We start from the raw sequence: 14,245 nt of genomic DNA on the forward strand, positions 1-14,245 counted from the left end.
TCAAAAATGAAAAATATCTTTCGCTTTGTTATAAGAACTTTCGAAGTTCAGCAGATTCAACTTATGATCCGCTTTTTCTACGCTCATAAAATTGATCACCTGTTCGGTAGGCATATTTCCCACCAGATCGTCTTTCGCCATCGGACAGCCTCCAATTCCTTTGATGGCACTGTCGAATCTCGTACATCCCTGATCGTAAGCGGCTTTCAGTTTAGCATAAGAATCTTCATAACGGTTATGAAAATGTGCTCCAAAATTTATTTCAGGATATTTTGAAGGAATTTTTCCGAACAAAAGAGAAATGGTTTCCGGAGTTGCCGCTCCCGTAGTATCAGAAAGTAAGATTTCTTTAACTCCAATTTCAGAAAATCGCTGAGCCCAGAAATCAACCTCTTCCCACTTCCACATTTCGCCGTAAGGATTTCCAAAAGCCATTGAAAAATAAATATTTAGCTGCCTGTTTTCATTTTTTACCAGTTCCATCATTTTAATAATCTCCTGAAAAGCTTCTTCCTGATTTTTATTCGTATTTCTATGCTGGAAAGTTTCGGAAATGGAAAACGGAAAGCCGATAATATCCACCGACTGATGTTTTAATGCTTTTTCAGCTCCTCTGTAATTGGCAACAATCGCAGAAACTTTGGTATTGGATCGGGATTTATCGATGTTTTCCGCCACCTCATCAGAATCTGCCATTTGCGGAATTGCTTTCGGAGAAACAAAACTCAGACAGTCCAGAACATCAAAACCCACATCCATAAGAGAATTGATGTAATCTATTTTTTTATCAGTCGGGATGAATTCTCCCCACCCCTGCATTGCATCACGCGGACATTCTGTAAGAAACATTTTTTACGTTTAGGTTTTCTCAAATATAATAAAACTAAACAAGTTTATCTAAGATTAAAACAAAGCAATCATTATTTTGATTTTCAGCATTTTATATCATATTAATAATCTCAACAGCTTCTATTCAGTCACAAATAAATTATTCTGAGCATCAAATTTGCTAACTTTACAGGAAATTTATACCAATATAATGAGCGCAATAGAATTCAGCCCTTTGTGGAAAGAAAAGCTACTGAACCGTTTTCTTAATTACGTAAAAATCTATTCAACCAGCGACGCAGAAAGCGAAACCACTCCTTCTACAGAAAGACAGTGGAATATCGCCAACTACATCACGGAAGAACTGAAAACGATAGGTCTTGAAAATGTATCGATCGATGAAAATGGTTATATCATGGGATACGTTCCTTCTAATCTTGAGAATAATGACAAACCGACTATCGGATTTATTTCGCATTACGATACTTCACCGGATTTCAGCGGAGAGAATGTAAAACCGCAGGTTTGGGAAGATTATGACGGACGAGATCTGGTTTTGAATCAGACAACAGGATTTACTTTATCGCCATCAAAATTTGAAAGCTTAAAAAAATATATCGGTCAGACCTTAATTACCACAGACGGAAATACCCTTCTTGGAGCCGATGATAAAGCAGGCTGTGCAGAAATTGTAACGGCTGCGGAATATTTAATGGCTCATCCGGAAATCAAGCACGGAAGAATCGCGGTTGGATTTACGCCTGATGAAGAAATCGGAAGAGGGGCGCATAAGTTTGATGTGGCAAAATTCGGGGCAGAATTTGCCTACACGATGGACGGCGGAGAAGTTGGCGAACTGGAATATGAAAACTTCAACGCGGCTGGAGCAGTGGTAAAAATCCACGGATTGAGCGTTCATCCGGGTTATGCGTACGGAAAAATGATTAACGCCGCTTTACTGGCTTCTGAATTTGCACAAATGCTTCCTGCCAACGAAACCCCTGCAACGACTAAAGGTTTTGAGGGTTTTTATCATTTAATGGACTTAAATGCAGATATTTCTGAGGCTAAATTGCAATACATCATTCGTGATCACGATGCTGATAAATTTGAGGCAAGAAAGAAATTCATGGAAGAAAAAGTAGCTGAATTTAACGAAAAACACGGCGAAGGAACTGCCGAAATTGAAATTAAAGAGCAGTACAGAAACATGAAGCAGCAGTTTGAAGGAAAAATGCACATCGTAGATCTTGCCGCAGCAGCGATGAAAGAAGCAGGAATCGAACCAAAGATTAAAGCAATCCGCGGAGGAACAGATGGAGCGCAGTTATCTTACATGGGACTTCCTTGTCCGAATATTTTTGCAGGAGGAATCAATTTCCACGGACCGTATGAATATGTAGCCTTGGAAAGCATGGAGAAAGCGATGGAAGTGATCCTGAATATTGCGAAGGCTTAAAAATCTTATTTATATAACTAATCCGGCTTTGTTGAGCCGGATTTTTATTACATTTTTAGCAAATCTTTCCTAACATGCTCCAAATCTTGAAAAATTCTCTCTACCTTCATTTACCAATTAAAACTTCTTTCAACATAAGTATTTTCAAAAATATTCCAGGGAATACTATCTGTATTTTTTAGAATTATATTGTTCTTTTTATGAACAAAAATTTTTATTAATTCTCCTGCATGATGATGTCCGTTTAAAACAATAGCATGAATGAATTCCGAATCCAGAAGACTTAAATATTTTTTAAACTTATCCGCTTTTTCATCCTCAAGAAAGCTTAAATCTAAATCATCAAAAATTACCGTATGATCAACTATGATTTGGGCTAAATGTTTTGCGTTATTAAAAGCTGTAAAACTCTTAAACATTTTTTCTGTAGAATTAATATCAGACTCTACGACATCCAAATACACTTTCCTTTCGGAATTCAAATTATAATCTTTCTGATATTGTTTCATTCCCTTCTGAACTTCTATTTCGTATCTTCTGAAAGCTCTTTTCCATTCATCTATTTTAGACAGAATATTGTCCTCTGAATATGCCCATAGAAACGAATAAATCTTATTGTCTTTTTCAAAATAATCATCAATATGCAGATCTTCATTCCGATCATAAAAAATCCAGGAGGTGGTATAGTTGAAAAAGATTGATTCATCTAAAACTTTAGATAAAAAATAATTTTTCTCATCAATAAAGAATCTCATTTGTATATCATTTGATTGTTGCAAATTAAACAAAAAACATTACAAAAGTACCGGCTTCACAATATTTAAGTCCTCTTCACAATACATTTTTTTGATTATAATGCTTCTATAATCCCTCATTAATAAATTATTCTGAAATTTTATAAATTAATGGCGTGATTTTTGACAATAAATTATAAAAAACATTCTTATAAATGAAAAAGAGATTATTTTCAGCAGCATTGATTCTTTTATTCGGAATCGGAGTATCTGCACAAAAAACGAATTCTGTAAAGCAAGAGGTAAAAAAAGATGCCAAAAAAGCAGGAACCGCTGTTAAAGACGGCGCCGAATGGACCGGCAAAACCGCAGAAAAAGGTTATGATGCTACCAAAAAAGGTGTTAAAAAGCAACAAAATGGACCAAAAAAACGGCTAAAAAAGGTGCAGATGCGGTAGACAAATCCTACCAAAATGTAAAAGCAGACATTAAGAAAGATTAATTACTAAAAAAACCACCGCTATTGCAGTGGTTTTTTTAATATCTAAATAATAAGATTATCTATCCTTGCTGATTTCCCAAAAAAGCGTCCCAACCCTGCGCTGTTAAAGCAACCAGCTGATTAGAACCTCTCGCCACCATAAAATTTCCGTCTTCTTTTTCAACGGCATGACCAATGATGGTAAAATCCGGGTGGTTTTTAATTTTATCAAAATCATTAGGCGAAATCGTGAATAATAATTCGTAATCCTCTCCTCCGCTTAAAGCTGCCATCACAGGATTTAAATTGAATTCATCCGCTGTTGTAATCGTTAAATTATCCATCGGAATTTTTTCTTCATACAATCTGAATCCTACTTTCGACTGATCTGAAAGGTGAAGAATTTCAGAAGCCAGACCGTCAGAAACATCAATCATAGAAGTTGGCTTGATATCCAGTTGTTCTAAAATCCCTTTTACATCGGTTCTTGCTTCGGGCTTCAACTGTCTTTCCAGAATATAATCGTAGCCTTCCATTTCCGGCTGCATATTCGGATCGGCCAAGAAAACAGCATGTTCTCTTTCCAGAATCTGAAGTCCCATATAAGCGCCCCCTAAATCTCCGGTTACCACCAAAAGATCGTTTGGTTTTGCCGTACTTCTTTTCACAATATGTTCATCATTCTCCATTCCGATTGCCGTAATACTCATTACCAAACCGGCATTGGAACTTGTTGTATCTCCGCCAATTAAGTCAACTTTATATCTTGCGCAAGCGGTCTGAATCCCGGAATAGATTTCTTCCAGAGCTTCCACCGGAAAACGGTTGGAAACGGCAAGAGAAACCAAAATCTGAGTTGGCGTTGCATTCATCGCTGCAATATCGCTGAGATTTACAACAACCGCTTTATAGCCTAAGTGTTTCAAAGGCACATATCCCAGATTGAAATGAACACCCTCCGCCAAAACATCTGTTGTAAGAACCACTTTCTTATTTCCGGGATTAATCACTGCCGCATCATCTCCCACTCCAAGCTCCGAAGATTCGTTGGATAGAGGAAAATGCTCCGTTAAATGTTTAATTAAACCAAATTCTCCCAGTTTGGAAATTGGCGTTAATTCTGGATCTTTATCTTCAAACATAAATTAAAATATCATTGATGATTCATAATTGATAAATGATGTCTAAAATCAGGCATCATTTATCAATTATCATTTATTTAGTAAATACTGCCGGATCAACATTTTCCGGACGGAAAGGAAGTTTTTTGAAATCTTCTCTTGTTAAAATTACTGTCTCCGGAGATTTATATTTGTTCATGGCTTCCACCACATCATCGGGCGGTGTTGTCATTTTTCTCAGCATCGTATCGATCCACACTCCCGTTGCTTCTGAAGTTGCACAATGTTCTCCGTCCGTTGTATAAAATTTGTGTACAAAACGGTAAATAGAACAGTCATCTGCACAACCGTCAATTTCAAGACTTACGATCACCGTCTGGTCTGCAAATATTTCTTTGAAGAAAGAAAATCTTTCGTGCATGATTACCGGACCGATTCCCCATCGGCTCATTTGGGTAACGCCCATTTTTTCCTGCTTCATAAAAGCCATTCTGGTTTGCGCACAATATTGTACGTAAGATGAATTTGCCAGATGTTTGTTGGCATCAAGATCGCTCCAGCGAACTTCGAATGTATGGTAGAATTTCATTTACTTTTTGTTTTAAAATATAAATTGTGTGATTTTTTATCACAAAAATCATTTTTTGTAGTCAATAATTTCACTGTAAAAATGAAAAATTATATTCTTCAAAATTACTCAAATAAGATGGTTTATAAAAATTGTAGTTTTGCAAAAGTAATCTTGAGCATAAGATTAAAAGTATTATGAAGCAAATTATCATTATCGGAGGTGGTGCGGCAGGTTTTTTCTGTGCAGCCAATCTGGACGAAACAAAATATAAAATTACCATTCTTGAGCAGAATTCGGATGTTCTTCAGAAAGTAAAAATTTCGGGAGGAGGACGCTGTAATGTGACTCATGCCTGTTTTGATCCCAGAGAACTGGTACAGTTTTATCCCCGCGGAAACAAGGAGTTGCTGAGTGTTTTCACCAAATTTCAGCCGGGAGATACGATGGATTGGTTTGAGCAGAGAAATGTTCCATTAAAAATAGAACGTGATAACCGCGTTTTTCCGGAAAGCAATTCTTCGCAGACGATCATCAATACTTTTCTACATGAAATTCAGCAGAAAAATGTTGAAGTGAAAACCAAATGTTCTGTAAGAGAAATTGAAAAATCAGGCGAAAAATATATCGTTAAGACCAGTTTAGGTGATTTTGAAGCTGATTTTATCATTTATACAACCGGAAGCTCGCCAAAATCTTTGAAAATGATCGAAAATTTAGGTCATAAAATTATTGATCTGGTTCCGTCGCTTTTTACTTTTAACATTAAAGATGATTTGCTGAAAGATTTAGCCGGAACAAGCTTTGAAATGGCGGAAACTTCCATTCCGAAACTGAAAACCGAAGAAAGCGGACCTTTACTGATTACGCATTGGGGACTTTCGGGACCTGCCATTCTGAAAATTTCAGCTTGGGAAGCGATTAATCTGGCGAAAGTAAAATACAATTTTGAAATTGAAGTCAATTTTATTTCCAAATCAATCGATGATGCGGAAGAATTATTTCTAAACTTCAAACAATCGAATCCAAAGAAAACCATCGGGCAATCAAAGATTTTTGATATTACCAACCGATTCTGGCAGAGAATTCTGGAGGTTTCAAAAGTGGATCTGAATAAACAGGTTGCCCAGATTTCAGGAAAAGAAATGCAGACTATTCTTGAAAATCTATGCAAAAAGAAATTTAATGTCACCGGAAAATCGACTTTCAAAGATGAATTTGTAACGGCGGGAGGCGTTGATTTAAAGGAAATTAACTTTAAAAATATGTCTTCGAAAATTTTGCCTACCTTTTACGTTGCCGGAGAAGTCTTAAATATTGATGCAGTAATAAGCGGATTTAATTTTCAGGCTTGCTGGAGTGAAACTTGGCTGATTGCGCAGGATTTGAATCTGAAATAATAATTTAAACACAAATTGCACGAATCTTTTTTCACTAATAACACAAATTATTTGTGACCATTTGCGGGAAATTGGTGACATTAGTGTTTAACTTAAAACACAAATTACACGAATCTTTTTTTCACTAATTACACAAATTATTGTAACCATTTGTAGAAAATTGGTGACATTAGCATTTAACTTTGAACACAAATTAAGCGGATACTTTCACGAAAAACACGAAATATTTGTGACCATTTGTGAGAAATTAGTGATATTCGTGTTTAAATACAAAAAATGCTTTCAATTAAAAAAAATATTTCGAACACCTTTAAAATCCTTTTGATGATCGGGTTTGGGTATTTCTTTTGGCTGATGCTGAAAATTTCGCTAGAATATATTCCGTTGCGCTCTGATGTGAGTTTTTTAATGATCAAACAGACGGAAGTTACCAACAGACCGGAATATCTTTATTTTTTCTATACACACGTCTACACAAGTATTTTTGTTTTGCTGACTGGATTTTTAGCGATTCTCAGAAAAGATTTCGGCATAAAAAGTTTCCACAAAAACACCGGAAAGATCTACATTTTTCTGATTTTGCTTTTCGCGGCTCCGTCTGGAATTTACATGGGAATTTTTGCCAACGGCGGAATTTTATCGAAGGTTTCCTTTGTCATTCTCGGCTGTTTGTGGTGGTTTTCCACTTTTAAAGCGTATCAGTTGGCCCGACAGAAAAAATTTAAAGAACATAAACAATGGATATGGCGTAGTTTTGCGCTGACACTTTCCGCGGTAACATTAAGAATGTGGAAGGTAATTATTGTATATTTATTCCAACCGAATCCAATGGATGTTTATCAGATCATAGCATGGTTGGGCTGGATTCCGAACATCTTATTAATTGAATATTTAATTGCAAAAAAATACATATGAAAATTTTAAAATTATCGTTAATTTCCTTATTTACAATTGGTTTAACCGCCTGTAAAAAGGATGTAAAAACAACAGATCCTTCAAAAGACAGTCTTACGGCAAAGAAGGATTCTGTAGTTGTTCCCGAAGTTTACAAAGAATATTACGGAATTTATATGGGCGATTTTGCCGGAAAAGGAATGGTAACCTCCGAAGATGGCGAAGAGTATGAAGGTGACATTTATAAAAAAATTGCCCTGAAAATCAACAGGATTACCAAAGATAGTGTGTACGGACAAAGTATTGTTGATGGAAATCAAAGACCATTCAGAGGAGTTTTTAACGAAACTTCAAAATCCTTTATTCTGGATGAACCCGGAAATGATAAAAAAGACGGACGATTTGAGGTAAAATTAAACAACGACAGTCTTACCGGAAGCTGGAATGCCTTCAATAAATCGGCGGTAAAAGCTCCGAATAAGATTTTAAAGCTTGTGAAAAAAGAGTTTGTATACAACCCGAATTTCATGCTGAATGAAAATAACGACCTCATCGATTGGGAAAATCCGAAAGATTTCGTAGAAAAATATACCGACGAAGAAACCGGAAAGACTGAAACCTACACCGAATCCAGAAACAGAATTGCTTCAGATGCCGTTTTCAAAATCAATGCCTCCAAGCAGAAATTAACGGAAAAAGATCTTAAAAACCTCAGAAAACTGGATATGGAAATCATTAAAAACGCAGTTTTCGCGAGACACGGTTATGCTTTTAAGAAGCAAACGTACCGAAATTTCTTTGAGCAGACCGACTGGTACATTCCGGTTTCCAATAATGTAGACCGCGAGCTTTCTCCTCTGGAAAAGGAAAACGTAGCTTTACTGAACCGCTTCATCAAATACGCTGAAGATAAATACGACAGTTTCGGAAGATAGTTTAATGTGTTTTTTGAGGATTTGTCTGAAATTTAACAAAAACAAAAAGCAATAAACATCCAACTAAGTAACACAGAATATCAATCCACGAAAACGAATTTCCGATCACGATATACATCAGGCTTCCTTTCTGGAAGCCTAATTTTTCAGCAATATTGAAATATTGGGCAAATTCTATCAGAAAAGAAAAAATCAGGATACTGAGAATCAATTTTTTATTATCTTCAATTCTGAAAAATGTTTTGATGAAAGTATAGATCAGCATCACAACAATCACATCTCCGAGATACGCTCTCACAAAGAAAATATCTTTAAGTTTGGTAGCGATTAAAACTTCCGTCAGAAATATAAAAACGGTAGCCAGAAAATATGTATAATTAAATGTAACCCGAAATGCCAATCCTTTTTCTTCCACTTGTAGTCCTTTTTATGTATTATGTAGGTTTTATAACCCTTACAAAATTAAAAATAAAGCAGATTGATAACGATAACAAAACTCATTTCTGAGATTTTTTTCAGGGTTTATCGTGATGGCTCTTCTTGCTTTATTGATTTTACTGATAAGATGGATCATCACACCACATCAACCCAATGACTTTCACTGATTATTATTAAAAAATCAATTTTCATTCGGCTTTATTTTTGATGCTTTAAAATATTATTTCTCATAACACAATTATATGAAAAAGCTGATTATTTTTTTAGGCTTATGGTTAAGTTTCTCATTATCTGCACAGACCAAGCAGTATAATTCCGTAAAAGAACTTCCGGATTACGCAGTTCTAAGGACGAAAATGAAGCTTGATGATGTCTACACCAAGGCAGATACTCCGGCGGAATTTCCCGGCGGAATGGAAACGTTCAAAAGGGAATTTTCAGAAAAAATGGACGTTATCGATGTAAAATCAAAAAAAATAAATACCCGAGTTTATTTGATTGTTGAAAAAACAGGCTATGTAAGATATGTAACTGCATTAGGAGACGATCCGAAACACTCCAAAGCCGCAGAAATTGCTGTAAGAAGGCTTTTTGTAAAGTGGAAACCTGCAACAATTAAAGGGGAACCGGTAAGATTTCTTTATACTTTTCCGCTTACTTTGAAGAAATTTGATTAAGTTTCAATATGAAAATTTTCATACAAAATTTCGGATTAAAACGATGGCTGGTTTTATTTCTGATGATTAATTTCGGTGCCCTGCTTTTCGCACAAAGCAGCAATATTCCTGCTCCATCCCAACCAAAAGAAATTGAAAAAACCCCAATTCCGATAATATGTTACGATTCTCCGGATCATGAAGCGTATTTTCCAAAGGGTACAGAAGCATTTATTAAAAAAGTTGAAAATCTTATTACACTCGAATCCATCAAAGTAAAAAAACGTGAAAAAACGCTTACTGCAATGCTTAATTTTACCGTTGAAAAGGATGGAAGTCTTATAGAAATTCGGGCTTTAGGATCAAATACCAGCTTTAATGCTGCTCTGGAAAAAGCCGTAAAACATGTTCAGGGAAAATGGATTCCGGCAAATCAGAATGGTTATCTCGTAAGAAGTAAGATTCAGATTCCTGTAAGCATAAATCTCAAATAATTTACAAAGAACAGAAAAACTATCCGCCAATCATTTTCTTTATCGCATTCAGCTTCATCAACGCTTCAATCGGCGTTAATGTATTGATGTCGATTTTCGTTAATTCTTCTTTGATGCTTTCCAGAACCGGATCATCTAACTGAAAGAAAGACAGTTGCATATTTTCTTCCGTAACGCGCTTGATCTTTTCAGAAGAACCTCCGCTTTGGGAACGGCTTGCTTCCAGCGTTTTCAGAATTTCATTGGCTCTGTTCACGACTTTGGAAGGCATTCCCGCCAGTTTTGCCACATGAATACCGAAACTGTGTTCACTTCCTCCCGGAACCAGCTTTCTTAAAAAGATGATATTTCCTTTATTCTCCTGAATAGAAACGTGGAAATTTTTCACGCGCTCAAAACTTACGGTCATTTCATTCAGCTCGTGATAATGCGTTGCAAACAACGTTTTTGCCTGAGTCGGATGTTGATGAAGATATTCCGCAATCGCCCATGCAATGGAAACTCCATCATAGGTAGAAGTTCCGCGCCCGATTTCGTCGAGTAAAATTAAGCTTCTCTCGGAAATATTATTCAGAATATTCGCCGCCTCGTTCATTTCCACCATGAAGGTCGATTCGCCTGCAGAAATATTATCTGTTGCGCCTACTCTTGTAAAAATTTTATCTAAAATCCCGATTTCAGCGTGTTTTGCCGGGACAAAACTCCCAATCTGAGCCAAAAGACAAACAATCGCTGTCTGACGAAGAATCGCCGACTTACCCGCCATGTTCGGTCCGGTTACCATGATAATCTGCTGAGAATCTTTATCTAAGAAAATATCATTCGGAATGTATTTTTCGCCTAAAGGAAGTGCATTTTCTATGATCGGGTGTCTTGCTTCTTTTAAATCGATGGCAAAACTGTCATTTAAAACAGGTTTGGTATAACTCTCAGAAACAGCCAATTCCGACAAACCAACGGCAACATCCAATTGTGCAATAATTTTAGAGTTTTCCTGAATCTGATCGATATGAACCATCGTTTCAGAACATACATTTCTGTACAGTTCGTTTTCTAAAATTCCGATTTTTTCTTCGGCTCCAAGAATCTGATTTTCATACTCTTTCAGTTCTTCTGTGATGTAGCGTTCTGCATTTACCAGTGTCTGTTTTCTCAGCCAGTCATTTGGAACTTTATCTTTATGGGTGTTTCGAACCTCAATATAATAGCCGAAAACATTGTTGAAATCAATTTTCAGACTTGAAATTCCTGTTCTTTCGATTTCTCTTTGGCACATTTCGTCCAGAAAACCTCGACCTTTGGATTGTAATCCTCTTAAGCGATCCAGTTCTTCGGAAATTCCTTCTTTAATGACGTTTCCTTTCGATAAATTCACCGGAAGCTCATCATTCAGATGGTTCTGAAGGCATTTTATCAATTCATCCTGATCATACAAAGGATCCAGCCAAGCCAAAATATCGGCATGAGGATGAAGCAACGCTTTGATTTTATGAATATTAATTAAACTCTGGCGAAGATATCCCAGTTCTTTCGGTGAAATTTTTTCCGCCGCCAGTTTTCCCATCAGCCTGTCTAAATCGGAAATCGACTTTAATAATTGGGAAATTTCGTATTTAAGATTGTCATTTTCATTTAAAAAATCAATTAAAGACAATCTTCTGTTGATTTCATCCACAGATTTTAATGGTAGAATAATTCTTCTCCTCAACAATCTTCCTCCCATCGGAGTCGAAGTTTTATCGATAATATCTAATAATGATTTCCCCTGCGGATTGCTTGGATATACAATTTCAAGGTTTCTCAGTGTAAAATTATCCATCATCAGAAAATCTTCCTGCGGAATAATCTGAATTTTGGTGATGTGAGACAGTAAATTATGATGGGTATCTTCCACCAGATAAGCGAAAATCGCTCCTGCTGCGGTAATTGCCAATGGCTGATTCTCTACTCCAAAACCTTTTAACGAATTGGTTTTAAAGTGATTCGTCAGTTTTTCGTAGGCAAAATTATACTGATATGCCCAGTCTTCAAGTTTGAAAGCGTTTTTATTTTTAATCTGTTCCGGAATCTGAACACTTCGCTGGTAAATAATCTCACTCGGATCAAATGTATTGACGATATGAAGCAGTTTTTCCAGATTTCCTTCACTCACTAGAAATTCTCCCGTAGAAATATCCACCAAAGCAATCCCGAATTTTTCCTTTTCTTTATGAAGGGAAAGCAGGAAATTGTTCTTTTTTGAATTTAGGACCTGATCATTAAACGTAACTCCCGGTGTTACCAGTTCCGTGACTCCCCTTTTAACGATCCCTTTTACCATTTTCGGGTCTTCCAACTGGTCGCAGATCGCAACTCTCATTCCCGCTCTCACCAGTTTTGGTAGGTAAGAATCTACCGAATGGTGCGGAAATCCTGCCAGTTCGATATGACCTTCACCGTTGGCTCTTTTCGTTAAAACAATTCCTAAAATCTGTGATGTTCTTACGGCATCCTGCCCGAAAGTTTCATAAAAATCCCCCACTCTGAATAGCAAAAGTGCATCAGGATATTTCGCCTTGATGGTATTGTACTGCGTCATTAAAGGGGTTTCTTTCTTCGCTGCCTTTGCCATTACAATCGTTCTTAAGAATTAGGTCGGTAAAAGTATGAAATAAAATAGTAGAAGGAAAGTGCTTTGTATTTTTCCCATAGATTTCACAGATGATTTGGCATATTTTTTAAATTTATAAATTGACTTTATCCCTTTACTAATAAAGGCTTCGACAGGCTCAGCCTGAAAATGTGTAAATCTTTCTGTTAGTATTAGAGATGTCATCCTGAGCTTGTCGAAGGAACTCTGTTAGAAAACCGCTTACTAATCGTTATTCTCCAATATTAATTAAAAAGATAAAGACAATTAATAAAATATCAACTTATTCATTACAATATAACGTATCGAAATCTACATTTAATTGTGTTGATCCTGAATGATCCATTGATATCCATTTATAATTGGTAAGAATATATGCATTTCCTTTATCCAGCTGAACCCACTCATCAATTCCTTTTGCTGCATTTTTTAAATCATTTTTAGCAAATAGACCGGCAGGAGCCGCATAACTCCTTCTTTTTGTTAAATACTTACACTTATCTGTAGAAACCAAGGAATCAACTTCACTTTGTAGAATCAGCTTTGATTTTGTAAGTGTTGGAAGCACCTTATTCATTTTTGCGGGGGTATAAGAACTTTGACAATTAAAAAAAGATATTGAAAATGTAAAAAATAAACTCAGATAAAGTAATTTCATGATCTTTTGTATATTAATTAGACACATTATTTAATAAAATTCAACACAAGCATCTGTGAAATCTGCGGGAGAAAAATGATTAAATTTTCTTCAAAGCTTCCGAACTTTTCTTATATGCCCACTTCTGTTTGTAATTCACCCACTTTGCTTTAAAAATTTTTCGCATAATTTTATCGGTATATCGCATGATAAAAACATGATACAACATATTGGCAAAAACATTCGGTTTATTGGGCAATGCACGAAGCGACATTGAAAATCCGGGTTCCAGATAGCGATTAAAATGCCAGAATGCTCCCGGAATAAAAAGCGCATCACCATGCTCCATGAAAATTTCAAAACCTTTGGCGTGTTTCAGGGCGGGAAATTTTTCATAGTCAGGATTTTCATAGTCTATATCATAAATGGTATGAACCGATAACGGAACTTTGTATAAAAAAGCGGATTGTTTCTGATCGAATAACAGAATTCTTTTCTTTCCTTCAAAATGAATGTGCAGAAAATCTCCCAAGTCCACATCATAATGCATCAGAACATGCGCTTCACTTCCCCCGAAGAACAAGGTCGGAAGACGTTTGAAAAATTTCATTCCCAAATCCGGATACGTAAAGTTTTTCAGCAGTTCCGGAAGCCGGTCTGTAATGATATAAAAGAAAATCCTGAGATCGGAAGGTTTACTTTTGATCGTATCAATATAATCCTTCATTTTCATTCTGGTAACTGGAGCATCGCTGCTTTTATTCGCGTCGGCAGGCTTATTATCGTACAAAGGAACTTCCTGTTCTCCAGCCTTTTCACGGATAAAATCGAAATTCCATTTGTCGAAGGCGTCCCAACGGCTTGCAAAATTTTTAATCAGAAGCGGCTTGTGCTTTTTGAAATAATTTTTCTGAAAATCTTCTTTACTGATGTCGTTAACAATATCTACACTTTCGAGAATCATTTGGTGT

Annotated in this window: 15 protein-coding genes; 7 read left to right on the plus strand and 8 right to left on the minus strand. The window is 36.2% G+C overall.

Annotated elements, in window-relative coordinates; genetic code table 11:
• Window positions 1–849: a hydroxymethylglutaryl-CoA lyase gene (locus tag PFY09_RS12375; protein ID WP_271159905.1), complete on the minus strand. Its 849-nt coding sequence runs from the start codon at window positions 847–849 to the stop codon at window positions 1–3.
• A 190-nt stretch (window positions 850–1,039) separates the two neighbouring features.
• Between PFY09_RS12375 and pepT the strand changes: the two genes are divergently transcribed.
• Window positions 1,040–2,287, plus strand: a complete 1,248-nt coding sequence (gene pepT / locus PFY09_RS12380) for a peptidase T (protein ID WP_271159906.1) — start codon at window positions 1,040–1,042, stop codon at window positions 2,285–2,287.
• Window positions 2,288–2,397: 110 nt separating this feature from the next.
• Here pepT and PFY09_RS12385 read toward each other — a convergent pair whose 3' ends face one another.
• Window positions 2,398–3,042, minus strand: a complete 645-nt coding sequence (locus PFY09_RS12385) for a hypothetical protein (RefSeq protein WP_271159907.1) — start codon at window positions 3,040–3,042, stop codon at window positions 2,398–2,400.
• Between the two features lie 194 nt (window positions 3,043–3,236).
• Here PFY09_RS12385 and PFY09_RS12390 point away from each other — a divergent pair, with 194 nt between their 5' ends.
• Entirely contained in the window at window positions 3,237–3,479 is a 243-nt protein-coding gene (locus PFY09_RS12390; protein WP_271159908.1) for a hypothetical protein, read from the plus strand.
• 103 nt (window positions 3,480–3,582) lie between these two features.
• On the opposite strand, the gene thiL is transcribed toward PFY09_RS12390, so the two are convergent.
• Both thiL and PFY09_RS12400 read right to left on the minus strand, forming a co-directional pair.
• Window positions 3,583–4,644, minus strand: coding sequence for a thiamine-phosphate kinase (gene thiL / locus PFY09_RS12395; protein WP_116099052.1), 1,062 nt, complete (start codon window positions 4,642–4,644; stop codon window positions 3,583–3,585).
• A 73-nt stretch (window positions 4,645–4,717) separates the two neighbouring features.
• Window positions 4,718–5,212 (minus strand): acyl-CoA thioesterase, encoded by a 495-nt coding sequence (locus tag PFY09_RS12400; RefSeq protein WP_108408621.1) that lies wholly within the window; start codon window positions 5,210–5,212, stop codon window positions 4,718–4,720.
• Window positions 5,213–5,388: 176 nt separating this feature from the next.
• On the opposite strand from PFY09_RS12400, the gene PFY09_RS12405 reads away from it, so the two are divergent.
• From PFY09_RS12405 to PFY09_RS12415, 3 genes are all read left to right on the plus strand, one after another.
• The gene (locus tag PFY09_RS12405; RefSeq protein ID WP_271159909.1) at window positions 5,389–6,591 is read left to right on the plus strand and encodes a BaiN/RdsA family NAD(P)/FAD-dependent oxidoreductase; all 1,203 of its coding nucleotides are present in this window, start codon (window positions 5,389–5,391) and stop codon (window positions 6,589–6,591) included.
• A 276-nt stretch (window positions 6,592–6,867) separates the two neighbouring features.
• Window positions 6,868–7,506: a DUF2306 domain-containing protein gene (locus tag PFY09_RS12410; protein WP_271159910.1), complete on the plus strand. Its 639-nt coding sequence runs from the start codon at window positions 6,868–6,870 to the stop codon at window positions 7,504–7,506.
• A complete protein-coding gene (locus PFY09_RS12415; protein ID WP_271159911.1) occupies window positions 7,503–8,420 on the plus strand; it encodes a YARHG domain-containing protein in 918 nt (305 codons plus the stop codon). Before PFY09_RS12410 ends, PFY09_RS12415 begins: the two co-directional genes overlap by 4 nt.
• Before the next feature lies 1 nt (window position 8,421).
• Here the strand turns inward: PFY09_RS12415 and PFY09_RS12420 are convergent, their stop codons facing one another.
• Window positions 8,422–8,835: a ribosomal maturation YjgA family protein gene (locus PFY09_RS12420; protein ID WP_271159912.1), complete on the minus strand. Its 414-nt coding sequence runs from the start codon at window positions 8,833–8,835 to the stop codon at window positions 8,422–8,424.
• 265 nt (window positions 8,836–9,100) lie between these two features.
• On the opposite strand from PFY09_RS12420, the gene PFY09_RS12425 reads away from it, so the two are divergent.
• Window positions 9,101–9,535 carry an energy transducer TonB gene (locus PFY09_RS12425; RefSeq protein ID WP_271159913.1) on the plus strand — a complete coding sequence of 145 codons (435 nt, stop codon included), beginning with the start codon at window positions 9,101–9,103 and terminating at the stop codon, window positions 9,533–9,535.
• An 8-nt stretch (window positions 9,536–9,543) separates the two neighbouring features.
• Window positions 9,544–10,008 (plus strand): energy transducer TonB, encoded by a 465-nt coding sequence (locus tag PFY09_RS12430; protein ID WP_271159914.1) that lies wholly within the window; start codon window positions 9,544–9,546, stop codon window positions 10,006–10,008.
• Between the two features lie 19 nt (window positions 10,009–10,027).
• On the opposite strand, the gene mutS is transcribed toward PFY09_RS12430, so the two are convergent.
• The 3 genes from mutS to PFY09_RS12445 form a co-directional block, all read right to left on the minus strand.
• Window positions 10,028–12,619 carry a DNA mismatch repair protein MutS gene (gene mutS, locus PFY09_RS12435; protein ID WP_271159915.1) on the minus strand — a complete coding sequence of 864 codons (2,592 nt, stop codon included), beginning with the start codon at window positions 12,617–12,619 and terminating at the stop codon, window positions 10,028–10,030.
• Between the two features lie 301 nt (window positions 12,620–12,920).
• Window positions 12,921–13,205, minus strand: coding sequence for a hypothetical protein (locus PFY09_RS12440; RefSeq protein WP_271159916.1), 285 nt, complete (start codon window positions 13,203–13,205; stop codon window positions 12,921–12,923).
• A 169-nt stretch (window positions 13,206–13,374) separates the two neighbouring features.
• On the minus strand, window positions 13,375–14,238 hold the full coding sequence (locus PFY09_RS12445) for a cupin-like domain-containing protein (protein ID WP_271159917.1): 864 nt from the start codon (window positions 14,236–14,238) through the stop codon (window positions 13,375–13,377).
• Window positions 14,239–14,245: the final 7 nt, after the last annotated feature.

The organism is Chryseobacterium gambrini, from assembly GCF_027920505.1.
GTDB lineage: Bacteria > Bacteroidota > Bacteroidia > Flavobacteriales > Weeksellaceae > Chryseobacterium > Chryseobacterium gambrini.

What these genes read in the sequence shown, in the direction of transcription:
- PFY09_RS12375 (WP_271159905.1), bottom strand. Translation starts at nt 849, where the DNA reads ATGTTTCTTACAGAATGTCCGCGTGATGCAATGCAGGGGTGGGGAGAA.
- pepT (WP_271159906.1), top strand. Translation starts at nt 1,040, where the DNA reads ATGAGCGCAATAGAATTCAGCCCTTTGTGGAAAGAAAAGCTACTGAAC.
- PFY09_RS12385 (WP_271159907.1), bottom strand. Translation starts at nt 3,042, where the DNA reads ATGAGATTCTTTATTGATGAGAAAAATTATTTTTTATCTAAAGTTTTA.
- PFY09_RS12390 (WP_271159908.1), top strand. Translation starts at nt 3,237, where the DNA reads ATGAAAAAGAGATTATTTTCAGCAGCATTGATTCTTTTATTCGGAATC.
- thiL (WP_116099052.1), bottom strand. Translation starts at nt 4,644, where the DNA reads ATGTTTGAAGATAAAGATCCAGAATTAACGCCAATTTCCAAACTGGGA.
- PFY09_RS12400 (WP_108408621.1), bottom strand. Translation starts at nt 5,212, where the DNA reads ATGAAATTCTACCATACATTCGAAGTTCGCTGGAGCGATCTTGATGCC.
- PFY09_RS12405 (WP_271159909.1), top strand. Translation starts at nt 5,389, where the DNA reads ATGAAGCAAATTATCATTATCGGAGGTGGTGCGGCAGGTTTTTTCTGT.
- PFY09_RS12410 (WP_271159910.1), top strand. Translation starts at nt 6,868, where the DNA reads ATGCTTTCAATTAAAAAAAATATTTCGAACACCTTTAAAATCCTTTTG.
- PFY09_RS12415 (WP_271159911.1), top strand. Translation starts at nt 7,503, where the DNA reads ATGAAAATTTTAAAATTATCGTTAATTTCCTTATTTACAATTGGTTTA.
- PFY09_RS12425 (WP_271159913.1), top strand. Translation starts at nt 9,101, where the DNA reads ATGAAAAAGCTGATTATTTTTTTAGGCTTATGGTTAAGTTTCTCATTA.
- PFY09_RS12430 (WP_271159914.1), top strand. Translation starts at nt 9,544, where the DNA reads ATGAAAATTTTCATACAAAATTTCGGATTAAAACGATGGCTGGTTTTA.
- mutS (WP_271159915.1), bottom strand. Translation starts at nt 12,619, where the DNA reads ATGGCAAAGGCAGCGAAGAAAGAAACCCCTTTAATGACGCAGTACAAT.
- PFY09_RS12445 (WP_271159917.1), bottom strand. Translation starts at nt 14,238, where the DNA reads ATGATTCTCGAAAGTGTAGATATTGTTAACGACATCAGTAAAGAAGAT.